The organism is Bradyrhizobium sp. IAR9, from assembly GCF_013408065.1.
Taxonomy (GTDB): domain Bacteria; phylum Pseudomonadota; class Alphaproteobacteria; order Rhizobiales; family Xanthobacteraceae; genus Bradyrhizobium.
In genome coordinates this window covers 287,564-312,518 of sequence record NZ_JACBZW010000004.1, presented here as the reverse complement: position 1 = coordinate 312,518, position 24,955 = coordinate 287,564, and the positions used below count along the sequence as shown (strand labels likewise).

Here is a 24,955-nt window from a genome sequence, read left to right as displayed (position 1 = left end):
GATGCTTGGGCCGAGCGCGAGGTAGTCTCGGCAATGAAGAGCCTAGCAGGCAAAAGCCTGCCGATGTCATCAGTCTTCAGCCCATGGAATTTTAACAGCTTCGGAACGGCGTAGATGGGACCTATTCCCACTCTTCCGGAGGCATCCGGCCACTGCGATGCGGCGGTAAATTCCGAGCGGCTGTATGCCGCGCCTCTCGGCCGCCTATCGGTCCATTACAACGCATGCTGAGGCGCCATCGGAAAGCTGGGTCGCATTACCACGTGCGATGACTGCCCCTCCACCAAAGATGCCTCGTCGCAATGTCTCGAACGTCGTGTCCGGCCTGTTTCGTCTTGCATAACGGCCTTGTCGAGCACTGGCCCCTTTATACCATCGCTTCCGCTCCTAAAGGACATATTCTCACCTTCGGCATCAATTCAAGCCGCCCGGGTTGGGCTATTTTGAATACCTTAGACGCTCTACATACGCCGTCACTCCGCGAAGCGTTCGCGCAGTTTCACTTTCGAGAACTTGCCTGTGGACGCTCGCGGTACGGCGTCGATGAACTCGTAACGATCGGGCAACTGCCACTTCGCGAAGTTGCGCGCGAGCAGATACTGATCCAACTCCTTTGTGTCCACCTGCTTGCCGCCCCTGAGCACGATGCAGGCGAGCGGTCTCTCGTTCCATTTCTCGTCGGGGATCGCGATTACCGCAGCTTCGGCGACTGCCGGATGCTCCATCAGTACAGTCTCGAGGTCCGCCGAACTGATCCACTCGCCTCCCGATTTGATGAGGTCTTTGGTCCGGTCGGTGATACGCACGAAGCCGAGCGGGTCAACCGAGGCAACATCTCCCGTGCGTAGCCAGCCGTCCCCGGTGAACTTGTCACCGGTGACGGGTAGCTCGTGGTAGGATCCCGTGATGAAGGGTCCCCGTACCTGGATCTCGCCGACGCTCTTCCCGTCCCACGGCTGCTCGCCTTGCTCGCCCCAAAGTCGCAGATCAACAAGCGGCACGGGTACGCCGGCCATGGCAGCGCGCCGGTACTTCTCGTCGGCACCGGCGGCGCGCAATTCGGCCCGACCATACGATCTGGTGCAAACCGGTGAAGTCTCGGTCATGCCCCATCCTTGATCCAGCCACACGCCGCGCTCGTCGTAAGCGCGGATCAGAGACTCGGGCACCGCAGCGCCGCCTGTCATTGCGTGCATTGCCTTCGGCAACTTCCATCGGCCCCGGTCAGGTGAGGCTTCGGATTGCGCCGCATCGAATGTCTGCATTAACGTCATCCAGATCGTCGGCACACCGACGGCCAACGTGGGCGATTCGAGCTGCATCAGATCGAGAAGGTCATCGGCATGCAAATGCGGCCCAGGGAACACGAGCTTCGCGCCCGCGTTCACTGCGCCGTAAGGAATTCCCCAGGCGTTTACGTGGAACATCGGCGTGATTGGCAACACAACGTCTGTGCTACGCAGACCCCAGAAATCGCCGAGGCTCGCGACGAGCGTGTGCAGGATCGTCGAACGGTGGGAATACACGACGCCTTTCGGGCGGCCTGTCGTACCAGACGTGTAGCACATCCCGACTGGATCGGCTTCATGGTGGGCGGAGTACTCGAAACCGTCAGGGTCCGCGCGCTCCACGAGCGCATCGTAGTCGTGCATTTCGGCCGAGACCGGCGCGCCGGAGAATGGAAACACGATCACGTGTTCGAAGTGATGCAAGTGCGCGAACTGCTTGTACAAGGGCAGCAGGACGTCATCGACGATCAGGAAGCGATCGTTGGCGTTGCCCGCGATCCAGCCGATCTCGCCGGGCGCCAGGCGCAGGTTGAGCGTATGCATCACCCCGCCCGCCGCGGGGATGCCGAAGTAGCACTCCAGGTGAGCATGGTGATTCCAGCAGAGCGACGCGACGCGGTCACCTTTCTCCAGACCAAGCCCCCGCAGCGCCGACGCGAGCGAGCGCGTGCGTCGGTAGAAGTCGCCATAAGTGTGGCGGCGAAGGCTTTTGTCGGGCATGCGCGAGACGATCTCGTTTCCGGCGAAGATTTTTCCTGCGCGCTCCAGCAGATGGTTGAGCGAGAGCGGCACATCCATCATGGTGCTTTGCAATGTCTGTCTCCCTTCTGGTCAACCAAACTGCGGTGGTACGACACGTTAGACGCTATGCCCCCGCGCGCCGCTGCCCGAACGACTCATCGGAGGTGCGAGTCCATCGCAGCCTTCGACGCAGGCACTCAGCTGAGGGAATCGGCGACATTGCGCACATTGGTGCTGGCGTGGCAGAAGCGGCTCGCATTCCTGCTGATGATATGATCGCGATTTGATGTTCCCGCTACTATCACCTTTCAGAGTGATCGCTGGAGTCCTGGACCCATTCGAAATTTGAAATTCCATATCGGGCGCCTCAGGCGATTTCGAACAGGCCGGCAGCTCCCATGCCGCCTCCGACGCACATCGCTACCACCACATACTTTGCACCGCGCCGCTTGCCCTCGATGAGGGCATGGCCCGCCAGTCGCGCCCCGGTCATGCCATAGGGATGCCCGATTGAGATGCTTCCTCCATTGACATTGTAGATGGCGGGGTCGATCCCAAGATGGTCCCGGCAGTAAAGAGCCTGGCAAGCAAAAGCCTCATTGAGCTCCCACAGCCCGATATCGTCAATTTTTAGCCCATGGAGCTTTAACAGCTTCGGTATCGCGTAGATCGGACCAATCCCCATCTCTTCCGGAGGACACCCGGCGACCGCGATGCCCCGGTAGATTCCGAGCGTCTGTATGCCTCGCTTCTCGGCGAGCGATCGCTCCATCACTACGCAGGCTGAGGCGCCGTCGGAAAGCTGGCTTGCATTACCAGGCGTGACGACTCCCCCCTCCATCACTGGCTTAAGTCCTTGTAATGTCTCGAACGTCGTATCCGGCCGATTTCCTTCGTCCGCAGCGAGAGTGACCGTCATGTAGCTTGTCTGACCTGTCGCCTTGTCCTTCACCGCCATCGTGGTCGTGAGAGGAACGATTTCCTCATCCAGTCGCCCGGCTTCCTGGGCTGCCGCAGTACGCTGTTGGGACCGCAGGGCGTACTGATCCTGGGCCTCGCGGCTGATTTCGTATTTTTTCGAGATGAATTCGGCGGTCTGCAACATGGGCATGTACGCGTGGGCTGCCTGCGCCGCTACGGCCTCATCCTGCGTGCGGCCCGACCATTGGTAGTACTCGTTCTGAACGGCTGAGATGTTCTCGACGCCGCCAGCAACCGTGACACTCATGCCATCAACCATAACCTGTTTGGCCGCCGTCGCGATCGCCATCAGCCCGGACGAGCATTGTCGATCGATGGTCTGGGCCGAAACTTCCGCAGGAAGGCCCGCGGCGATTACGCCGAGGCGAGCAACATTCATGCTCGAGGTGCCCGCGGCAAGACAACATCCCATCACAGCGTCTTCGACCTCCGCTCCATCGATTTTCCCCCGGGCGACTGCGTGTCGGATCGCGTGGCCGAGAAGCGTTGGCGACTTGACGTTATTGAAAGCGCCTTTGAAAGCGCGCCCGATCGGGGTTCGTGCGGTGGAAACGATGACTGCTTCGCGCATCATGGGGTATCCTGTCGATGGGGATTGGGTTTCAGGTCGATGGCCGCTTCATCATCTGGTCCATCCGCCTATGCGCTGACCGGTGACTACAAGCGATTTGAGAAGGTTGCTTGGCGTCCAGTAGCCGAACTGGTTTCCTCGTACGCGACCGTAATGCTCGAGCGTGCTCTCGATTTCAGACAGTCCGATCTGGTCCGCCATAAACATCGGCCCGCCGCGGTAATCGGGAAAGCCGTATCCGGCGGTCCACACAATGTCGATATCACCAGGCCGGTACGAGATCCCCTCGTCAAGAATTTGGATGCCCTCATTGATGAGAGTGTACATCAGCCGCTGGATGATTTCCTGATCCGTGATGACGCCGCGGCGCGCAATTCCATGCTCCCGTGCCAGATCCGCGCATATGTCCGCGACAAGCGGATCGGGCAGCGGGGTGCGGCCCTCATACCGGTAATAGCCGGCTTGGGTCTTCTGACCATGACGTCCCAGCTCGAAGAGCCTGCGCACCACCACTCGGTAGCTCGGATCCGGCGGTAACGCGCCTGCTTCGTACTGGCCGATGACGACCTTTGCGCCGATATCCACGCCGGACAGGTCGGACATCCGGCAAGGCCCCATTGCCATACCCAGAGATTCAACAGCGCTGTCTATCTGTCCGGGATGCGCGCCTTCGAGCAACAGGAATTCTGTCTCGCGCATGTAAGGTTCGAGCATTCGATTTCCGATGAAACCATAACAGACGCCCGACACCACCGGGACCTTTCCGATGCGGCGCGCGACCTGCATTGCCGTCACCAGCACATCGGGAGCCGTCCTGGCGCCGCGTACCACTTCCAGCAGGCGCATCACGTTTGCGGGACTGAAGAAGTGCATGCCGACCACGTCCGCTGGCCGGCCGGTTGCCTCTGCCAGGACGTCGAGATCGAGTGTCGAGGTGTTCGTCGCGATGATTGCGCCGGTCCTGCACACCTGCCCCAGACGTGCGCAGACGTCCTTCTTGATCTGCAAGTTCTCGAATACGGCTTCAATGACCAGGTCACAGCTCGCCAGCGAGGCGTAGTCCAGTGATCCGGTCAACAGACCCATCCGTTTCTCGACCTGCTCGCTGTTCAGCTTGCCCTTTGCAGCGCTCGTCTCATAATTCCTGCGGACAAGCGAGAGGCCGCGTCTCAGCGCGTCGTCGCTGGTTTCGACGATCACAACGGGAATGCCGGCGTTGGCGAAGTTCATGGCAATGCCGCCGCCCATGGTGCCGGCGCCCACGATCCCTACACTGTTCGGCCCCCGGGCAACATCACCCTTGAGGCTCGGGATGCGCGCTGCAGCGCGTTCAGCAAAGAACAAATGGCGAAGCGCTCGCGAGGTACTGCTCAAACGCAGTTGATCGAACTCGCGGGCCTCCACCCTCTCACCTTCTTCGAACGGCAGATTCACGGCTGCCTCAACAGCACGCACGATTGCGCCGAGCGCCGGATAGGCCGGCTTTTTTGCCGCCGTGGCTGCTGCTTCCGCCAGGGCCTGCGTCGTCGCTGCGTCGATCGCAATTTTCAAGCCGCTCGAGCGCCGCAACGGCGCCTTCGCCTCGACCAGGCGTTCGGCCGCTGCTATACCGAGCGCAAGCGGCTCTCCTTCCGCGATCTCATTGATGATGCCTGCGGCGAGCGCATCATTTGCGGAGACCGACTGGCCGGTAAGGATCAGACTGAGCGCGAGCGACACTCCGGACAGACGAGGAAGACGCTGCGTGCCCTGGGAGCCGGGGAGCAGGCCCAGCCTGACTTCCGGCATGCCGAACCGCGTGTCCGGCAGCGCCAGACGATAGTGGCAGGCCATCGCAAGTTCCAGTCCACCGCCCAGGACCGTCCCATGCAGCGTCGCAACAACCAGGCGTGGGGACGTATCCAGCCGCGTAAGCAGCGAACTGAATGGCCGAGTATCAAACTCCGGAGACTCAAAGCTGGCGATGTCTCCGCCTGCAACGAAAGTGCGTCCTTCGCAATGAATGACGAGTGCTTTCGCTTGGGCATCGGTCTCAAAGGCGGCGAGCGCTTCACGCAGGCCTGCCACAACTTCGGGCGAGATGGCGTTGACTGGCGGATTGGAGATGATCACCAGCCCGATGCCATTACGGTTCTCATAGCTGACGGGGTTTACGGACATTCTCTCACTTGTTCTGTTGGATTCTGTACAGGTCATCAAAGGCGAGCTTCCGGCATCGGATCGCCCGAAAATTCAGATCGCGGCAGGTATGATCTTGCTGGCGCGTCGCGACGGAGGAAGGCATGAGCCCGAAGCAGCGGTCGTAACCCCGAGCTGCTGCTCTGGTCCTGGCCAAGGCCGCTGAGCTCTACGGGGGTAGCCGCACCTCGGTCTCCGCTTCGGACACGAGGCGGCAGTCGCTCGTGAGGCGCTGCGTTACGACGACGGTAGAGCTGCGGAATTGCGTCACTTCACCTTCCACGCGCAGCGTCTCGCCCGCGAAGGCCATCGCCTTCATCCTGAACGACAGTCGCGCGACGAAGGCTCGCGGTCCGGCCCAATCCATGATGGCACGCGCGAACAGTGCACCGAAAGTCTGCCCGTCAATGACGACATTCGGTAGTTTCATGGCACGGGCGAACTCGATATCGTAGTGGACGCGGTGCCAGTCCCAGGTGGCGGCGCCATAGGCCATGAGGTCGACCGTCGTGAAGGTCTTCTCCAGTGCCGGTAGCGGCTCGCCCGGCTGGACCATCGCCACGCTCCTGGTCGGCCTGATCATGCTTTTCCAATCGGCTGGTAGACGACCGTCTCGCGGTTGATGGCTACCGTCTCGCCCGTTGCGTCCCTGTAACGGGCAACAGAACTGACGAACAGCTGCGGGCCGCCACGTGAAGAAGCGCGTTCCACGATGTCTTCCAGCGCCCAGGTAACCGAGATGCGATCTTCCGGCAGAATCGTCCGCATGAATTCATAGTCGTTGCCGGCACGGATCATGCGGCAGCCTGTGATCGGCAGATGCCACTCGTGTCCGATGTAACCATTCGTCTCTGGCCTCTGGTGGGAGTATTGGCAGGTCTCGCAGACGAGCGTCGGCGGCGCGATCACGGACGGATGGCCAGCCTCCCGCGCGTAAGCGTCGTCGAGGTAGAGCGGGTTCTCGTCACCCAGCGCGAGGACGAAGTAGCGAATCAAGGCACGGCCGAGCTCCTCGCGAGCCGGATAATGGACTTCGCGACCGATCCAGTCCTTGAGTTCGTCGGTGAGCAGCGCCATCACTCAGTCCAGAACGGCAAGGGCATCGACATCGATCTGCATGCCCGGATGCAACAGTGCCTCGCTGATGATGCCGGTGGAGGCGGGAGGCGGCTCCTGGAGCATCCTCGAGCGCACGCCGGCGACGTCGCGATAACGCCCGAGCGAAGCTGGCGTCACGTACTCGATCGTCTTGATCAGGTGGCGAGGTTCGCCTCCGGCGGTCCGGACCAGCTGGAGTACCTTGTCGTAGATGCATTCGGCCTGGGCCACAACGTCCGCTTGGTGCAGAACACGCCCGCTCGTCGGATCAAGCGAGCCCTGGCCCGACATATAGAGCAGATTTCCAGCTCGCACGGCCGGGCTGCAAGCTAGGTCGTCGTAGCGCTTCCAGCCTGGGTTCACCGCCACCGGCATATCGCGAGTGGCGATGAAATCGCACTGAACGATCGCTTTCGGATGGAGCAGCCGCGGCATTACGATGTCCACGGCTGCGGGAAACACAGGGCCGAGCCGCTCGTGCCGCACCCGCACCGCGCGCTCATAGCCAGGTAACCCGCGCGGCGTGATATACGTGGCGACCTTCACTACCCGATCAGGGCCAAGCCCCAGCGCTGCAAGCATGCGCACGGCACGATCGTACACTGCGTTGGTCTGGGCTACGAGATCGCCGGCGCCCACAATGTTGCCCTGCCCGTCCACAGGCTGGATCGACGGCAGGAAGACGGCGCCCGGGGCAGCACCAGGTGCGGACGCCGCCGTCACTTCGATCTCGATGAAGGCGTCCGGCCTGAGCAGGCTCTTCACCGGGACGGTATCGATTACGGGCTGATATGCGCCGAACAACTCCCGCCGCACGGCCGCCGCTTCTGCATAGCGCTCGATGCCCTCGGACCGCACGTACTCGACGATCCTGGCCACATCGCCGTATCCGAGGCCACCGGCTTCCAGGATGGCCGCCACCTTGGCGTAGACTGCGCGTACCTGTTCGGCCATTCCGCCTCGCACGACCATGCGCCTGGTTGCTGGCTCGAACTCGGAAGCCGTATGGCCGGACAGATACGTCCCCGCCGACGTCTTCAGCCCGAGGGAGAAGGAGTAGCGCTTGTAGTCATACCAAGGGAAGCGATCCGGATGTATGGGCGTAATCGTCATGATATCGTCCAACTCTTCCGTGCTGTCGCCGAAGCCGGCACTCAGTAGCTTCGGGGGAGTCCCAAACGCTCCCCGATGAAGTTGCGGACCATCTCGTTGGAAATCGGGCTGAACGGCCCGAGACGCGCATCACGGAACAGGCGCTCCATTGGCGACTCCTCGACCATTCCGAAGCCGCCCAGCACACGCATGCAGCGGTCGGTGGCGCGCACCGCGACCTCGCTTGCCGCGAGCTTGGCCATCGCGGCCTCCATCGCGCATTCGCGCCCGTTGCTTTGCAGCCAGGCAGCCTTCGCGGTGAGCAAGCGGATCTGCTCGAGCTCGGAGGCAGTGTCGGCCAGCGGATGCTGCAGCGCCTGGTAAGCACCTATCGGCCGCCCGAAAGCGGTGCGGTCCTTCGCGTACTGCAACGCCAGGTCCAGCGCGGCAGCGGTGATGCCGACGTACATTGCCGCGCACAGAATGCGCTCCTCGTCCAGCGAGCGCAGGAGCGTGTGCCATCCACGGCCCCGTTCTCCGACCACCGCATCGGCCGGCGCACGGGCATCATCCAGGAACACTTCACAGGTACAGGCGGCGCGCTGGCCCATAAGCTCGAGGCGACGCACCTGTACCCCCTCCTGATGCCGCGGCGTCAGCACCAGCGACAATCCGCGCGAGCGCTTCGCGCCCTCGGCGGGATCGGTGCGGCACAGCACCAGAATTGCGTCGGCATCATCTGCAAGGGAAGTGTAGAGCTTCTGGCCGCGCACCAGCCACTCGTCCCCAACCAGCGTGGCGCGTGTCTTCAGTCCAAGGACGTCGGTCCCTCCACCCGGCTCGGTCATCCCGAAGCTCATCAGGAATTCGCCGGCGGCAAGCCTGGGCAAGAGCTCCGACTGCTGCTTTTCCGTGCCGGATTCGCGCAATACCCTGGCGGTCATCGAAATGAGCAACCAGTCGGTGGCCAGCGACGGGAAGAACCGTGCGATCTCCTCGCACAGGATCGCACCGGTCATCACGTCCGCGCCACTGCCACCGTATTCCGTCGGGACTGACAGCCCGGGCCAGCCGAGCTGGGCGAGACGCTTCCAGAGATCGCGCGGGATGCACCGGGAACGATCCATCGCTCTGATCTTCGGCTCCTGAAGCTCCCGATTGAAGAAATCGCGCACGCTGTCGCGCAGGGCCTCATGCTCGGAGACGCTTTCGAAGTTCATCGCCGGCCCCGAAGCAGAAATTCCTGTGCCGTCATTTCCATTGCGCTTCCCTTCGATCCGGCCGAAGCCGCCTTGACAAGCCGTTCCGTTTTTCGGAATGATATACCGATATACGGTATAGATGCACGTCCGGGCCATGAAAGTCAAGCGATGCTTCGTTTGCTTCGGAGATAGAAAAATGGATTCGCAAAGTTTCCCCGGAGGTCCGGCAGGACCACTCGAGCGGTACATGCAAATTCTCGAGGTGCTCGCAGCCTTCCCGGGTTCACTTACTCTGGCCGATGTCGCCGCCCTGCTCGGGCTGCCGAAGACCACGGCGCATCGCCTGCTGAGAGGTCTAGCTCGCTCCGGACTTGCCAAAAGGGGGAGGAAATCGTCCTTACGACTTGGCGAACGGCTGATGAGGCTGCTTCACGCTTCCGCCGACGACGGCTGGCTGAGGTCACTTGCAAGGCCTCATCTTCGCGCATTGACCGACCGCACCGGAGAGACCTGCTATGTCACGCGTTTGGTCGGCGCGCGCGTTGTCGTCGTTTCATCTCTTTCACCCGACGCAAGATGGCGAGGTTACGTCCAGCTTGGCATCGAAATGCCGATAAACGCTGCAGCATCGGCAAAGGCGATTATGGCATATCAGGAGAAGGCAGCGATCGAACAGGTACTCTCATACGAATTGCCGATGTTCACGGCCAGTACACGAAGCGACCGGCAGTGGATCGAACAGCAGCTTGCCGAGACGCGAAGCCGAGGTTACGCAACCTGCATCGGAGAGATAGATGAAGGCCTCGCTGCGATCGCCGTGCCGGTAAGGCTTTCGAGCGGCATGGTTCTGCACTCCCTCGGCATGACAGGCCCTCTGCAACGCATCATGAACGACGAGCTGGCTGAAAGGCTGGGAGCCTTGCGCGATGCGGCCAACGCTCTCGCGGGCTCGCTCTCAATCGGAGAGCAATTAAAACGGACCCAGGAAACGAGCCGTCCGTGAGCAGGCTCTGCTTCTTTTCGCCTGTTTTGATAACCCAATACCGTTACCGCGAGCGGGAATTTCTCCGAGCCTTCTCGCATCGCAGCAGGTAATTCGGGGCTGGTCCGGGCGAGAGTGGAAAAGCGATGGCACCCCGTCCATTCTTTGCGCACAGGCCACCGCCTCTCGCCTGCAGGCCAGGCCTGTGCTCCTCGCGCGGGCGATATCGGCACCGCTGCATGACCTGCGGCATGTCTGAGAGCGGACCCGTCATGACCGTGATCCTGCGACCAGGCTAACAGGATGTCAGTCATGCTCCTCAAGGATAAGGCCGTCCAGGGCGGCGAGCCGGCGCAAGTGATGGCTGGCATCGCCGAACAGCGTGTCGATCGTGGTGACGCGCTTGAAATAGTGCCCGATGCGGTACTCCATCGTCATGCCAACGCCGCCATGGAGCTGGATCGACTCACAGCCGATCGTCTTTGCCGACTGGCCGATCTGCGTCTTCGCCGCTGACATCGCCCGCTCGCGCGCGGCCTGGTCATTTGCGCCCGCCATCATCGTGGCGTACATTGCCATGGAGCGCGATTGCTCCAGTTCGACGAACATGTCGACGGCCCGGTGCTGCAGCGCCTGGAACGAGCCGATCGTCGCGCCGAACTGCCTGCGGGTCTTCAAATAGGCAAGGGTGATCACCTGCATTTCAGCGAAGCAGCCGATCGCTTCAGCGCAAAGAGCCGCAACGGCCTCGTCTGCTACTCGAGCGATGACCGGAGAGGCGCTCGCCGGATGGCCAATAACGCGGTCTGCTTCGACCCGCACGTTATCCATCGTAATTTCGGCTGCACGTAACCCATCCTGGGTCTGATAGCCGCGGCGCGTGACGCCAGGTGCATTGCCTTCTATCAGGAATAGCCCGACCCCGTCCTTATCGCGCGCTGTACCGGCCGTCCGCGCCGACACGACGATCTTGTCGGCTGCAACTCCGTGGAGCACGAGGCTTTTGATGCCGTTGAGTGTCCACCCGTCACCATCCTTCTCCGCCCGCGTCTCAACGTCAAAGAGGTCGTACCGGGACTGCGGCTCGGCACAGGCGAATGCGAGCTTCAAACGGCCTTCTGCGATCGCCGGGATCAGTCCAGCCATTTGCGCTTCGCTCGCCCCGTGTCGCAGAACGCCGCCGGCAAGTACCACGGTTGCGAAATAGGGTTCGAGGATCAGCGCCCTGCCAAATGCCTCCATGACGATCATCGACTCGACCGCGGTGCCGCCAAACCCACCGTACTGCTCGGGAAAGGGCAGCGCCAGAAGCCCGAGCTCGGCATAGCGCGCCCACATCCTCTCGCTGAAGCCCGGGCCCTCGTCCTGGTACTTCCGTCGGTCGTCGAAACCGTAGCTGTCGAGCATCAGCCGCTCGACGCTTTCCTTCAGAAGCCGTTGCTCCTCGGAGAGATCAAAGTCCATGTGCCGAATGCTCCTGAAAACAATGCCGTCCCAGTGGCCGTCCCGTGCCTTGCAGAGCGACCTCTTCCCCGCGTTCGCGAACTGATGTGCGAGCGTCAGAGCCCGAGGACCGCCCTTGCGATGATGTTCTTCTGGATCTCATCGGAACCGCCATAGATCGATACTTTTCGCGCATTGAAATAGGCGGGTGCGATTGTCGCCGCCCAGTCAGGACCAATCGGCGGCCGATCCGTAAGTTGAAACCTCTCCTCTGGCTCGTACGGCAGGGCATAAGGACCGACCACGTCCATCAGAAGCTCCGACGTCGCCTGCTGGATCTCCGCTCCCTTGATCTTGAGAATGGAGCTTGCCGGATCCTGTGCGCCTTTCTGCCGTTTCGATTCGTTTGCGAGCACGCGAAGCTGTGTGATCTCGAGCGCCTTCAGCCGGATCTCGACTGCGGCGAGCTTTTCGCGGAAGTGGGCCTGGTCAATCAGCCGCGCGCCTCCGGCACGAACGCGTGAGGCGAGGTCCTTGATGCGCCGGATGCGCTCCTTGGAAACGCCGACGGCGGCGATGTGGAAGCGCTCATTGCCGAGCAGATATTTCGCATAGTCCCAGCCACGGTTCTCCTCACCAACAAGATTCTCGGCCGGCACCCACACGCTGTCAAAAAAGACTTCATTGACTTCGTGGCTGCCGTCAATCAACTGGATAGGACGAACGGTGATACCAGGCGACTTCATATCGATCAGGAGGAATGAAATGCCCAGCTGCTTCTTCACCTTCGGATCCGTCCTCACCAGACAGAAAATCCAGTCCGCATATTGTGCGTGCGTTGTCCAGGTCTTCTGGCCGTTGATCACGTAGTGGTCGCCATGACGCACAGCCCGCGTCGTGAGCGAAGCGAGATCGGAGCCGGCCCCGGGCTCGGAGAAGCCCTGGCACCACCAGTCCTCCAGCGTGACGATGCGCGGCAGGAAGCGCCTCTTCTGGGCATCGTTACCGAAAGTGTAGATGACCGGTCCCACCATGTTCACGCCGAAGGCGAGCGGGGCCGGCGCCGGCGTCTGGCTCATCTCTTCGGTAAAAATGTACTGCTTGACCGCGCTCCAGCCGGTGCCGCCATGTTCGACCGGCCAATGCGGCACGCCCCAGCCCTTGTCGGCAAGTATCCGCGTCCAGCACACCATATCGTCCTTACTCGGGTGAATTCCCGCGACAAGCTTTTCACGAATATCAACCGGAACGGCGGCGCGGAAGAACGCCCGGACCGTCTTGCGGAAAACCAGTTCGTCGGCAGTTAAGTTCAAATCCATCGTTGCTGCCTTGTTAAAGGGTTTCTTGAAGATACCTGCAGCACCCGTGCCGCCGCCGATTACATTCCGATCGGATACCTTGCAGCATCCAGACCTGCCTTGCTCTTGACAGAGTTTTCGGCCGACATAGATATCGCCTGCCGAAATCCCTTCGATGTTGGCAGTAATCAGGGGGCCAACAACGTAGTCACGACAAGGATGATCATTGGGACGACGACTCCGTCAAGGGAATGGCGCCTGCGCCCGCACTTGCGAACCCGACACTGATCTGCAGCCCGATCAACACAAGACGCGACGTAATTCTCTTGCTGATACAGCCGCGTCAAATCGTGAACACCGCGCCTTGTCTGCCGAGCAAGGACCCTTCTGAAGCGCAACGATCGAATGCTCTGTGCACCAAATTCCCGCTTCGAGCTCTCGTCCCGCAATCCGATCGCCAGTGCGCCGTCGATGATCACCAGTCAGAAAAGCCGTATGGTCACCCACATCCCTTCAGCGCAAGCAGATTGTCCTTCCAGATTCCATCCGCGTGGGTTTGCAGAAATTTATTACCAGCAGCGCTGGTACGCACGCCGACCCAGGCTGTCGCCCCACCTTCCGTCGTGTAGAAGCCGTGCGCGCCCTCCTCGATGAGCCGAACCACGTTCGGAACCGTATCCTTCCAACGCCCTAAGCTGTCCGGCCTGGGACCTCCCACATGCGTGATGTGTTCGTGTGGACTGTTACGGTCCGGCTTATTGACACAATCAATCCTGTAGTCAGCCATTGCTTGTCCTCTTTCATAAACACCCGTCCGAAGCACCGGGCTAGTGATTTCCATGCTGTCTCTGGATTGCAATGCTCGGGCTGAATGGCGGGGGCTCGACCCTGAGCTGCAAATCATTTACGGCGCCGCCTGGACAGGCTGTCCCGTCCATCGAAATGCACAGCCACGCATTGCCGCCCTCCTTCCCAAAACCTTTATCTCAACGAAAAGGCGGCAGAGCCCCTGATCCAGCCGCCTCGCTCGACCACCGCGCCGGACAATCGCCCGACGCAGCAGTATCTCGATTCGAGAGCGTCGGCCCAGAACAGCTGAATGCTCCGCGAGCGCGCCCAACCGGACAAAGAACGAGCACGGAGCAGCTGGACAGAGAAAGTCGTCATGGCGGGGAGAGATATCATCCAATGAATTCGCCAGGCTCTCGCTTGTAGGGCCATTGATTTCGTGCCGCGCCGTCGTTCGATTTCAGCCGTCGCACAATTTGTGTCTGTATCTCAGCTAATCGAGCTCGACGCCCCGTCAAAGGGACAGATCTGTACGTAACGTACAGATCCGTTTCTTGTCTTGTGAGCTGTATCGCAAATGCACCACTTTCGTCCGAAACGGACCAACTAAACTCCTCTGGCCGCTTGTCTCCTCCAAAGGTCACTTGAGCCCAGGCATGTCAGTCGCGCGCTGCTCCGTTCCCCAGAAGCACTGACCGTTGCTCTGCGCGAGTGGGTTGTCGAGCGAGCCCGACTGATGCAGCGCCTGCTATTGTGCAAAGAGATGTGGTTCGGTTGGCGAGAACGTGTGCGGCGGCGTAAAGGCCTGCCTGACTTCGCGGAATCCTCATGGTCCAGTCCGATGGCGCCGGCCAGCTGATCGGCGTCATTCATCCAGAAATCCTCACGAGAGAGCAACAGCATCGAGCTGCCGGGCTCATAAAGAAGATATCGCGCGCATCGACCAACTCGCCTCAAGTCAACATAGGCAGTCACGAGTCAACGTCGCAAAGCAGGCGCCGAATACCAATCCGGCCATGATCCTCAGCTGATGTTCGGCAAAGTTGCTGCGCGAAGTATCATACAACGAACGAACGGCCTGCAGAGCCGCAACCTCTTTTCCCCTTCGAGGCCGTATCAGAAGTCATAATCTGACTTGCCTGGCCACCTCGGCGGCAAAACGTTTGGATGTTAGTTTCCCGCGAGCGAGGGGGTCTGAGATCAACGCGGAAGTCCTGAAAGTCAAACCTTGTCGAACGCCTGGTGACTATTATGACAGCTTGTTATCACATTCTTGAAGAAAGTGGAGATCACAGTGAACCTGCCAGCCCCTTCATTGCTGCATGTTATCTTTGTGTGACGGATCGCATCGCCGGCGCGAACGCCAACTGCGGCGGATGGCATGCCCCCACGTCTCTTCACTACCTGAGGAACACTCACCAGTTGGCTAAGTCTGACCCGGTCTCCCTCAGCGCTTCCGCCAAAGACACTTCGAATATCTCAATACCCTCGTTTAGCGTCTCCAGATCGATCGTAAGCGCTGGCAAGAACTTTATGACCTGATCAATGGGCCCGCATCGCTCCAGCATCAACCCCTTCTCGAAGGCCTTCCGGGTCGTCGCCTCCGCAATTTCGGCCCTTTGGCAATCAAATCCAAATGCCATGCCTCGTCCTCGAACGGCAAAACTGCCTGCCTGCCGGGACGCAATGGCCTCAAGCCGGCTCCGCACAATTTCTCCCATACGCTGCACTTCCTCCGCGAACGTTTTGCTGCGCCAATAACTGTTGATGGCCGCGGTGGCAGATACAAGCGCAAGGTTGTTTCCCCGGAACGTACCCGTGTGTTCTCCTGGCCGCCACGCGTCGCGCTCCTCCTTGATCAACAACATCGATAGTGGCAGGCCATACCCGCTTAGTGATTTCGACATGACGACAAGATCCGGCGAAAGCCCTGCGAACTCAAAGCTGAAGAACTCGCCCGTGCGGCCGCACCCCATCTGGACATCATCAATTATGAAGAGCGCACCAACATCTCTCGCTATGGCCTGAACCGATCGCAACCACTCCTTGCTAGCGACATTCATCCCCCCTTCTCCCTGCACAGTTTCGACGAGAATGGCGGCCGGAGCATCGACACCGCTGCTCTCATCGAGCAACACCTTACGTAGGTAGTTTGTGGTATCAAGGGCAGGTCCAAGATAACCGTCATAGGGCATGAAGGTCGCGTCAGCCAAGGAGACGCCACTGGCGCTTCGATAGAAAAGATTGCCCGTCGCGGCCATCGCCCCCAGAGTCATGCCATGATATCCACGCGTGAATGAAATGACATTCTTACGTCCGGTGATCTTGCGCGAAAGCTTTAGAGCCGCCTCGACGGCATTGGCACCCGTTGGTCCCGTGAACTGGAAACGGTAGCGCAAGCCCCGTTCGCGAAGTATGGCAGAATCAAAGGTCTCCATAAATTCGAGCTTGGCAGGAGTGGCCATGTCAAGCCCGTGGACGACCGCATCGGATGCCAGATACTCGGTGATGGCAGCTTTGATCAGGTGATTGTTATGTCCGTAGTTCAGAGCCCCTGCACCGCAGAGAAAGTCAATGACCTTCCTGCCATCTTCCGTCAGCATGACGGATCCGCGCGCCCGGCTGAAAATGGCTGGTAGCGACAATGGGTATGAGCGCACATTCGATTCCAGGGCTTCGAAAGCCCGCATGCCACATGGCTCGCCAATCACTCGACCCAAGATCGCCTCCGCAAAAAGTGGTTCGTGACAAGCACGCTCCCGCGACTTTCGCGAGCTGCGGACATAGCGAGCCTAACGCGTGCACGTCTGGCAAGACTTATGTTGCGTGAAGCGTGTCTCCCGAATCACTCAGATATATGAGCAGCGGGAACAACCAACCTGCCAATACTGGTAGTTTCTGGTGCTTCAGAATGTTCAATTGTGTCCTGTCATATAAACGCGCGGAGTCCCCCCGAAAAACTCCGGCCCGGCGCCTAAATAACGACTCTCCGAAATATGAGATCTGGCGCTGTAGACGCGCCAACGTGGAAAGTATTGAACGCCGAGTGTTTTGCCCGTCTTGAAAATCACAGGAATGAAACTATCCTGGGCTGCCAGATCTAACGGTCACCTCTGTCTGAAGAGAGAAACCAAACTTTGTTTGAAGGATCAGATTATTGACTCTGAAGGACGCGTCTGTTTGCGAGAATTATGAAACGCAACACGAGGAGTCCCGCGTAGATGGTGGTCCCGGTCGACAGGCCGATCCAGATACCAACGATGCCAAGTCCCATCTTCAAACCAAGCAGGTAACTGAGAGAGAAGCCAATCAGCCAGTAAGCAATTCCAATGAAGAGGAGCGGCACCCGCGTGTCTTTCATTCCACGCAGACTTCCCGTCGCAATGAGCTGCGCGGCATCCGTGATGAAAAAGCTCGCACCGATCAAAAGTAGTTTTGCAGCCAGTCCGATTGTCGCCTTGGCATCGCCCTGTGATTCATCCAGGAACAATCCAGCAATCTCAAGACGCGCGGCGATCACGGCGAGCGTCAGTATCGCGGCGATCACGACACCGAGCAGAATTGGAGCCAGACCTGCGCAATTGACGCCGGAAAGGTCGTGGCGGCCAACCGCATGGCCGACGCGCACGGACGCCGCCATGCTGATACCGAAAGGAATCATGGACAGGATCATGGTCACCTGAAGAGCGATCTGATGAGCAGCGAGTGCGCTGGTACTGATCAGGCCGGCCAGGAGCGCCGCTGCCGAGAACACCCCGACGCCCATCAACGAGGCCATGGAGATCGGAGCTCCAATCACAACCAGTTGCCGCATGACGCGCCAATCAAAATGCGAAAAATGTGCAAGTAGGTTGTAGTCGCGGAAAGGACGACGCATTGTCGCGAACCACAGAATGGCTAGGAACGTCATACAGTTCACCAAGGTGGTCGCGAGTCCGGCCCCGAACAACTCAAGACGCGGGAACCCGAGCTTTCCGTTTATTAGCAACCAGGCCAGAAGAGCATTGACGGGAATTGCCGCGAGCGTGATCCACAAGACCGGCTCCGGCCGGTTGACCGCGCCCATGAAACCGCGGAGAGCCAGAAAACCCAGTGTCGGCGTCACACCCCAGGCCAATCCGAACAGATATTGCTGGGCGAGCCGCGCCGTGTCGGGCGCCTGGCCGAAGGCCAGCAGTATTGGCGCTCCGCGCGACGCAAACGCCATGATCGGTAACGACAGCATCATCGCCGCCCACAATCCCATGCGTACCGAGCGGCGTACCACGGCAAGATTATTTGCCCCAAACGCCTGTGCCGCCAATGGTGCAATTGGCGCCAGCAGACCCGAGCCGAAGGTGAACGCAAGGACATAGATTCTGCTGGCCAGCGCTGCCGCGGCAAACGCCTCCGCACCGAGGTACCCGATGAACGCGAGATCAGTTGTCATCATGACGATCTGGGCGATCTGGGTCAGCCCCATCGGCCATGCCAGCTTTGCGGTTTCGCTGAGCTCGACAGCGACGTGGCGGCTCATCTGTCTTATTCGTAAAAGCGGCGAGACGGATACCGGCATTTTTTCGGCTGTCTTGTGCATGGAAATTATTGCTGCCCGATTAATCTCGAGCGTTTCCCTTTCCGGCCTTGAATTCGAAGGTTGCGACTTGCGATACCCCCCGGCGAAGTGTTGATGCGAGGTGCGCCGGAACCCGGCGTGCCGTTGAGCTCAGGTCTGGTGCATCTTCGCCAACTGACGAGATATCTGCCTGCCGCTGCCCGGCGCCGACGCCATGGCTTGGCGCATGTCAGGCGCGAGGAATGAGGGTGATCCGCACACCGGGCCAGTCGATCACAGGGATCGCGTCATGGATCGGGTACGAACCGCGACCTGGAAGTGGGCGATCACGGCAACGGAATCGTACGCCTCCGGCAACCAGGACGAGAAAGCAATGCGCTGCTCGACTTACCCTGCGATGCGACGAAAACTGACGGGCAATATTCCGATCAACCATCACTTGAATTTCTTGAGCCGCGATGCCGAGTAGCATCTGGATGGCATGTTCTCTTCAAAGATCGTGCCAAATGCGAGAGCCTGGGTTGTCACCACTATTTCGGAGCGGACGTGTCGCGACCCCAACAAGGTCGCAAATCCGAGTGTCCCGATATTGCAGTGATCACACGACCGTAAGATTGGGGGTTCGTCGCCCGGATCGTAGATTCTGCAATTGCCGATCCAGCCATTCGGGCGGGCCGGGGCGGTCGAACATCGAGTACCGAAGAGATGTAATCTAGCGCGATCGCACCAGGCTGCCGCAGTGCGAGCCGATTCGAAACCGGAATCGAGGGGTGACGGTGTGGAGCTTTCGCCATCGGCTTCCCGCGGTCTTCCATTGCCATAGCCTCGGTCGATCGCCACGCCCAGCGCCATACTCGACTGCCGCTGATTCACAAGGCTCCATCTTCTTCCGCGGCCTAGAGCCTTGCTACCGGTTCAAGCCTTAGACCAACCGTGACCGAGGCACCCTGGCTCCTTGCGCAACTACCGTTGTGTGAACCCGATTGCTGACACGAGAATTTTCCTGACGCGGATCAACCATTGTATGGAAGGTTACAACCGACAGGACCATTCCCGCCTGAGCTACCGCTCACGACAGGAGACAGTGCATCAATCGACCAGCCGCGCCTCCGGTCTAACTGGTCAAACTCCACCCTGACCGAATTCCGATTGCGGGCCTGACTCGCACCCTGCAAGCGGGCCGCTTTGAGGAACCTCTTTCAATGTGCACACGTCACCAGCAGCGAACACTTAGTCGAGAACTGACTTGCTCGAGCAGAGCTGTCCATCATTAGTTCATTTCCAGGCCGCCCAATCCGAAACGCGACTGCGAATCTGCGACTATTGATCTTGGTAGTTTCAGAGCCTGGCTAGGGTATGTAGTCTGCCCGATCTTACTAACCAACTTTGATGGTGTGTTTTTCGACGATTGAGCGTATGGAGCGTGATTTTCATGCAGGATAGCCACGCTTTTAGAAAAGGCGGTGACAATGGGCGAGGTGCAATGCCGAACATTGTGGTGACAGACGTAGTTCCGCCTTCCATCGTAAAGGCAATCGAGGGACGCCTTGACGATCCCGATGTTGTTATCACTAGCACCGGCGACAATCGTCCTCTTGTTGTGGCGTTGCAAGATCCCAAAACTCAACACGTCGTCGGAGGTGCGATCGGACTTTCCTCAGTCGGGTTGCTATTCCTGGATGCACTATTTTTGCCCAAGCCATTCCGCGGAAAGGGCTTAGGAACGATGGTCTTGAACGAATTTGAAGACGAAGGCCGGCGGCGTGGCTGCCGATGGGCTTTCCTCTACACCATCAGTCTTTCAGGTTTCTACGCTCGAAATGGATGGAAGGCCCTCGGGCGAACACCTTCCGACAGGCCCGGAACATTCCGGACTTTCATGACCAAGAGCTTGGAAGCATGTTCATAGGTCCTCATCCATGTCCTTCAACAAACTGCCGGCCTACTTGACCCGGAGATCAAGCGCAGTCGGAGCGTGGGGCCCCCAGTGGAGCTCGGCTTGCCGCCAGCGCAAAACTGTCGATCTGCAATCCGACTGCCCCTTAATTCGTCTCGCTCGGCAGGGGGTCACGCGCTGGAGCGCCGGCGGCCATGGTGATGTCCCGCATTTGGTTCGCCCTCCACGTAACTTGATCGACTGATAGAGCACATGAGAATAGCACAGCCTGGCTTTATTGAAGTCGCCTTCAGAGGTTCTCTCGCGGGCACTCCGCTCGATGCCGAATTCAGCGTGCCGGCTAATGGAATAACGGCTATTTCAGGTTGCGGCAACACAACAGTCGCGCGCTGCGTTGGCGGTCTCGAGCGTCTGCCGACTGGATTCTGTGCCTTGGATGGCGAGGTTTGGCAGGACGAAGACACTTTCCGCCCGCCGCATCTGCGTCGCATAGGCTATATTTTCCAACGGCCGATCCTTTTTTCAGATCTGTCTGTCAGGCGTAACTTACTTTACGGCGCGCCAAAATTTGAACCGACTCCGATAGAGCTTGACGCGGTAATCGAACTGCTCGATCTGGCGCCGCTGCTTGACCGTTCTCCCTCACTTATTTCCGACGCCGAGCGGCAGCGTATCGTCATTGGCAACGCGTTATTATCCCAGCCTCGACTACTTGTGATGGAGGAGCCGCTAGCCGGGCTCGATCGCTCTGGCAGGCGCGAGCTTCTGTCATTCCTAGAGCGATTGCATGAGAGACTCACGGTGCCAATAATCTATGTCAGCAATGACATGGCTGAGATAGAACGCCTAGCCGATCATTTAGTCATGATGAAACACGGTATGGTTACAGCGGCTGCGCCGCTGCATGTCCTGCAGAGCGACCTTGCGTTGCCGCTTGCCACACGCCAAGAAGCCGCCGTCAGTCTTGATGCCGTCGTCAGCGGCTATGACGAGAGCTATGGATTGCTCGTCCTCGTCTTTAAAGGTGCACGCCTGTTGATCCCAGGCAAGCCACTCGCATCGGGCACGCAGCAACGGCTTCGCATCGCAGCCTGCGACGTTAGCGTCTCGCGCGAGGACCCACGCGGGAGCTCCATACTCAATGTGTTTCCGGCCCGCATCAAAGCCTCGGTGCCGCTCGGCGGCGCAGAGGTCACGTTACTCCTTGCACTCAAAACCAGTGGCTCCGGCGCGCAATTTTTATCGCGTGTTACGCGCCGCTCCTTTGACGTGCTGGAGCTCGAGGACGGGATGGACGTGTTTGCCCAAGTCACGGGCATCTCGCTGGTCCCGCCTTCTGAAGGGCTACTGCGAGGGCTGCCAACTTACACGAGAGAGGAAGATCCTGCACCAAAAAGGAAGGAATGGTTGAGTCTATCAACATTTGAAGGCGGCATAGCCTTCTAGGCGTTTAGTCCGGGCATTTTCTGGAGCGGATTGAGTTTGGATCGTTCTGGCTGGGAAGTCCAGGATTTGCAGATGTATTCGTAAGGCGTGAAGCCCTTCAGGGTCCTGAGCTTGGCGAAGACTTGTTCGCTCGGATTGAGGTCGGGGCTGTAGGGCGGCAGGAAGAACAGCTTTGCTCCGGCGGCGCGGATGGCGCGCCGCACGGCCTTTCCCTTGTGGCTGCGGAGATTGTCGATGATGACAATGTCGCCGGGTCTGAGGGATGGCACCAACACCTGTTCGACATAGGCTAGGAAGCTGTCGCCGGTAATCGGCCCGTCGATCACGCAGGGAGCGCTGATGCGGTCGTGGCGCAGCGCCGCGAGGAAGGTCAAGGTCGGCCAGCGGCCGTGAGGTGCCTTGGCGACCAGCCGCTCACCGCGGCGCGCGCGACCGTGAGTTCGCGACATGTTGGTCTTAGCCGAAGGCTCATCGATGAAGACCAGGCGAGCGGGATCAAGCCGCCCTTGGTACTTTTTCCATTGCGCCCGGCGCCGTGCCACGTCGGGGCGATCCTGCTCGCCGGCGTGCAGGCCTTTTTTTGAAGGTGATGCCTCGTGCTCGAAGAAGTGCCACACTGCGTAATAGCTGACCTTGATTCCACGCTCGCCAGCAAGCAGCGCGCAAAGTGATGTCCGGTTGCTCAGCAAGCCGCTTGAGAAGCCAGTGCCGCTCGCAAGACAGCACGTAGGGACGATTACCGCCCCTCGGCCGGGGCCGCGACGCTTCCAGTCGCGCGAAACCGTTGCGACCCTTTCACTACGCTGGCAACGCTGACCTTAAAGGTTGCCGCCACTGACCGGCAGCTCTTCCCAGCCGCCACCACAGCAACCACCCGCTCGCGCAAATCAAGCGAATAGGCTCGTCCCATGAGATGCTGGCCTCCAGCCCAGCCAGCATCTTGATCAGAACCCGCCTGATTTGGGAATCCCAATCGATTCAGCCCCAGACAATCACGCTCTAGGGTGAGCGGATAGTGAAATACGCCACCTTTCGCGCGCAGGCGGCTCCGGGCGTGGCTGGTCCCAGTAGCGAGATAACGGTACGCCTTCCTGGATATCACTTTCGATAGAAGTGACCGCTTGGTTGCCAGCGCTGGCCAGCAGTATGGATATTGTAACGCCTCCAAGACGGGCACACTTTGAAGCTATTGAGCTCGTTGGTCGGAGTTATTGTCAGGGCTTTATCCCTGGTCAGGCGCGGCTGCAAAGAGCAACGTAGCCGCAATGACGTTATCCGCGAAAACAGGCGTCGCGACCCTCCGCGTCAGTGTGTATTGTGCGACGCATGATCTCAGGCAGAACTCCAGTACTTAGATGAGAACCGAAATCCTGCCTACCAAGGCCGGCAGTATCGCTGAGAAATTCACGCGCGGTAGTCTCCACGAGCAGAACAGGAGAGGCCCGTCTATAGCTATGATGCAGCGAAATGCTCAAACGCGACTCACTTCGATCGGCGGGGCTATCACTTGCGGTTCCTCCGAGCCTCCGAGCGGAATTAGAATTCCCACGGTGAGTGGATACTGGCCTGTCTCATACCCTTGGTCCGTCAGATGTGATCGAGAGGATCCCATCATTGTTGATGGGCTCTCTCCGCCCTATCCGGACGAACTTCTGGTCTGTAATCAATCGCCGCTGCCGCAGGCGGATATCCTCAGCGGGGCCCGATCGATGGGTCGCCTTCGATGGCAGCTCTTCAATAGGCGCCTGACCACGCGCCTTGGGAGTCCTGTGCTCGTGCAACACTCCACTGCCGGCTGCAGCACGAAACGCACTTTCAAGGTGGGGCAGATTACGTGGCCGGGTACCCACACTCTCTGTTGGCTTCAGGGTTTCCCTCCCAACGAACGCAATGCATCAAATCGAAGTTGCAGGGACAGAACAGTGCAGACCGCCATCTCAAGGGATTAACCTGTCAGCTGTTGTTTTCGGCGGCTACCGTGAGCGGCTTTCGCAGCGGGAGCCCGTCGCCTCCCGGCAGACCCTATTCCAGATCAGGAGCTGAATCATGGACATCGCAGCACCGATTCGTTGCACCAGCTACAGCCTCACCCCGGGTGACGAGCTGAACGACCTTCGCATGTCCGAGGGGGTGCGGCCATTGTACGAGCGGGTGCGCAAGTTCATCCGCGAAACCGTGGAACCGATTTCCGCCGAGCTCGAGAAGCTTCCCGACGAGACAGCCGACCGCTGGAGCTTCACGCGGACGCAGCTTGAAATGATCGAAAAAGCGAAATCGAGGGCCAGGGCGGAGGGCTTGTGGAACTTCTTTCTGCCCAATGCACACACTGGCGAGGGAATGAAGAATCTGGACTTCGCCTACATCGCCGCCGAGCTTGGCAAGGACTTGCTTGCACCTGAGACCCTGAACTGCGCGGCGCCCGATACCGGCAACATGGAGGTGCTGGAGCGTGTCGGCACGCCGGAGCAGAAGGAGAAGTGGCTGAAGCCGCTGCTCAACGGTGAAATTCGGTCGGCTTATGCCATGACCGAGCCAGACGTGGCCTCATCGGACGCCAGGAACATCTCGACAAGCGCAAGGCGTGTCGGTGACGAGTGGGTGATCAACGGCGAGAAATACTTCATCTCCGGCGCAGGTGACCCGCGCTGTAAGATCATGATCGTGATGGCGAGGACCAGCCAGCATGCACCGCCCAGCAGGCAGCATTCGCAGATTCTGGTGCCGAAGGACACGCCCGGCGTCGAGATCCTCGGACCCATGCACGTTTTCGGGCAAGACCACGCGCCGCGCGGCCACATGCACCTGCGCTTCAACAATGTCCGGGTACCAAAGGAAAATATCCTGCTCGAGGAGGGCCGCGGCTTCGAGATCTCGCAGATCCGCCTCGGTCCGGGGCGCATCCATCACTGCATGCGCGTCATCGGCAAGGCTGAGAAAGCACTCGACATGATGGTGCGCCGCGGGCTCACCCGCGAGGCCTTCGGCAGGAAGATTGCCCGTCTCGGCGGCAATCTGCAAATCATCGCGCAGGCCCGCTGCGAAATCGAGGCCATGCGGCTGATGGTCCTGAAGGCCGCGAGGGCCATGGACGTGCTCGGCAACAAGGAGGCGCGTGTCTGGGTCAGCATGATCAAGGCTATGGTACCGGAGCGTGCCTCCCGAATTATCGATCAGGCGATCCAGATGCACGGCGCGACCGGCATTTCGAACTGGACCCCGCTCGCCGAGATGTACACGGATGTCCGCCAGTTGCGCATGACCGACGGTCCCGACGAGGTCCACTGGATGGTTGTGGGACGGCACGAACTGAGCATGGAGTAAAGGACGGCGCGCGGCCGAATCTGACCTGCCGTTGCACGATTCTTTCGGGATGCTGTCTTGGCGCGCGCAAGG

17 protein-coding genes and 1 pseudogene are annotated in these 24,955 nt (G+C 59.7%); 5 read left to right on the top strand and 13 right to left on the bottom strand.

The annotated features are described in order from the left end of the window. Positions 1-473: 473 nt before the first annotated feature. The 7 genes from GGD67_RS13615 to GGD67_RS13585 form a co-directional block, all read right to left on the bottom strand. Entirely contained in the window at positions 474-2,102 is a 1,629-nt protein-coding gene (locus tag GGD67_RS13615) for a long-chain-fatty-acid--CoA ligase (RefSeq protein WP_210286459.1), read from the bottom strand. 295 nt (positions 2,103-2,397) lie between these two features. Continuing rightward, the gene (locus tag GGD67_RS13610) at positions 2,398-3,582 is read right to left on the bottom strand and encodes an acetyl-CoA C-acyltransferase (RefSeq protein WP_179733848.1); all 1,185 of its coding nucleotides are present in this window, start codon (positions 3,580-3,582) and stop codon (positions 2,398-2,400) included. 51 nt (positions 3,583-3,633) lie between these two features. After that, entirely contained in the window at positions 3,634-5,742 is a 2,109-nt protein-coding gene (locus tag GGD67_RS13605; RefSeq protein WP_179733422.1) for a 3-hydroxyacyl-CoA dehydrogenase NAD-binding domain-containing protein, read from the bottom strand. Between the two features lie 187 nt (positions 5,743-5,929). Then, positions 5,930-6,343, bottom strand: a complete 414-nt coding sequence (locus tag GGD67_RS13600; RefSeq protein ID WP_179733420.1) for a MaoC/PaaZ C-terminal domain-containing protein — start codon at positions 6,341-6,343, stop codon at positions 5,930-5,932. Then, positions 6,340-6,837, bottom strand: coding sequence for a MaoC family dehydratase N-terminal domain-containing protein (locus GGD67_RS13595; protein ID WP_179733419.1), 498 nt, complete (start codon positions 6,835-6,837; stop codon positions 6,340-6,342). The genes GGD67_RS13600 and GGD67_RS13595 overlap by 4 nt, the downstream gene beginning before the upstream one ends. A 3-nt stretch (positions 6,838-6,840) precedes the next feature. Beyond that, a complete protein-coding gene (locus GGD67_RS13590) occupies positions 6,841-7,971 on the bottom strand; it encodes a RidA family protein (RefSeq protein ID WP_210286458.1) in 1,131 nt (376 codons plus the stop codon). 41 nt (positions 7,972-8,012) lie between these two features. Then, complete coding sequence (locus GGD67_RS13585) at positions 8,013-9,308, bottom strand: acyl-CoA dehydrogenase family protein (RefSeq protein WP_246790807.1); 1,296 nt, start codon at positions 9,306-9,308, stop codon at positions 8,013-8,015. A gap of 91 nt (positions 9,309-9,399) precedes the next feature. Here GGD67_RS13585 and GGD67_RS13580 point away from each other — a divergent pair, with 91 nt between their 5' ends. Beyond that, entirely contained in the window at positions 9,400-10,155 is a 756-nt protein-coding gene (locus tag GGD67_RS13580; RefSeq protein ID WP_179733414.1) for an IclR family transcriptional regulator, read from the top strand. Positions 10,156-10,440: 285 nt separating this feature from the next. Here the strand turns inward: GGD67_RS13580 and GGD67_RS13575 are convergent, their stop codons facing one another. From GGD67_RS13575 to GGD67_RS13555, 5 genes are all read right to left on the bottom strand, one after another. Continuing rightward, positions 10,441-11,598, bottom strand: coding sequence for an acyl-CoA dehydrogenase family protein (locus GGD67_RS13575; RefSeq protein WP_179733412.1), 1,158 nt, complete (start codon positions 11,596-11,598; stop codon positions 10,441-10,443). Between the two features lie 95 nt (positions 11,599-11,693). Beyond that, on the bottom strand, positions 11,694-12,896 hold the full coding sequence (gene pimC, locus GGD67_RS13570) for a pimeloyl-CoA dehydrogenase large subunit (protein WP_179733410.1): 1,203 nt from the start codon (positions 12,894-12,896) through the stop codon (positions 11,694-11,696). A 478-nt stretch (positions 12,897-13,374) separates the two neighbouring features. Continuing rightward, complete coding sequence (locus GGD67_RS13565) at positions 13,375-13,662, bottom strand: DUF3892 domain-containing protein (RefSeq protein WP_179733408.1); 288 nt, start codon at positions 13,660-13,662, stop codon at positions 13,375-13,377. Between the two features lie 1,417 nt (positions 13,663-15,079). Further along, complete coding sequence (ectB, locus tag GGD67_RS13560) at positions 15,080-16,354, bottom strand: diaminobutyrate--2-oxoglutarate transaminase (RefSeq protein WP_179733406.1); 1,275 nt, start codon at positions 16,352-16,354, stop codon at positions 15,080-15,082. Positions 16,355-16,818: 464 nt separating this feature from the next. After that, entirely contained in the window at positions 16,819-18,240 is a 1,422-nt protein-coding gene (locus GGD67_RS13555; protein WP_409411348.1) for an MATE family efflux transporter, read from the bottom strand. A gap of 268 nt (positions 18,241-18,508) precedes the next feature. On the opposite strand from GGD67_RS13555, the gene GGD67_RS13550 reads away from it, so the two are divergent. The 3 genes from GGD67_RS13550 to modC all read left to right on the top strand — a co-directional run bounded on the left by GGD67_RS13550 (position 18,509) and on the right by modC (position 21,562). Then, positions 18,509-18,688, top strand: a complete 180-nt coding sequence (locus GGD67_RS13550; RefSeq protein WP_179733404.1) for a hypothetical protein — start codon at positions 18,509-18,511, stop codon at positions 18,686-18,688. Positions 18,689-19,651: 963 nt separating this feature from the next. Then, positions 19,652-20,128 (top strand): GNAT family N-acetyltransferase, encoded by a 477-nt coding sequence (locus tag GGD67_RS13545; RefSeq protein WP_246790780.1) that lies wholly within the window; start codon positions 19,652-19,654, stop codon positions 20,126-20,128. 240 nt (positions 20,129-20,368) lie between these two features. Next, positions 20,369-21,562, top strand: coding sequence for a molybdenum ABC transporter ATP-binding protein (gene modC / locus GGD67_RS13540; protein ID WP_179733402.1), 1,194 nt, complete (start codon positions 20,369-20,371; stop codon positions 21,560-21,562). Here modC and GGD67_RS13535 read toward each other — a convergent pair. Further along, positions 21,559-22,472: pseudogene (locus GGD67_RS13535) on the bottom strand (IS630 family transposase). The gene modC and the pseudogene GGD67_RS13535 sit on opposite strands and share 4 nt — an antisense overlap. Before the next feature lie 1,136 nt (positions 22,473-23,608). On the opposite strand from GGD67_RS13535, the gene GGD67_RS13530 reads away from it, so the two are divergent. After that, positions 23,609-24,883, top strand: coding sequence for an acyl-CoA dehydrogenase family protein (locus GGD67_RS13530; RefSeq protein WP_179733400.1), 1,275 nt, complete (start codon positions 23,609-23,611; stop codon positions 24,881-24,883). The last annotated feature ends 72 nt before the right edge of the window (positions 24,884-24,955 follow it).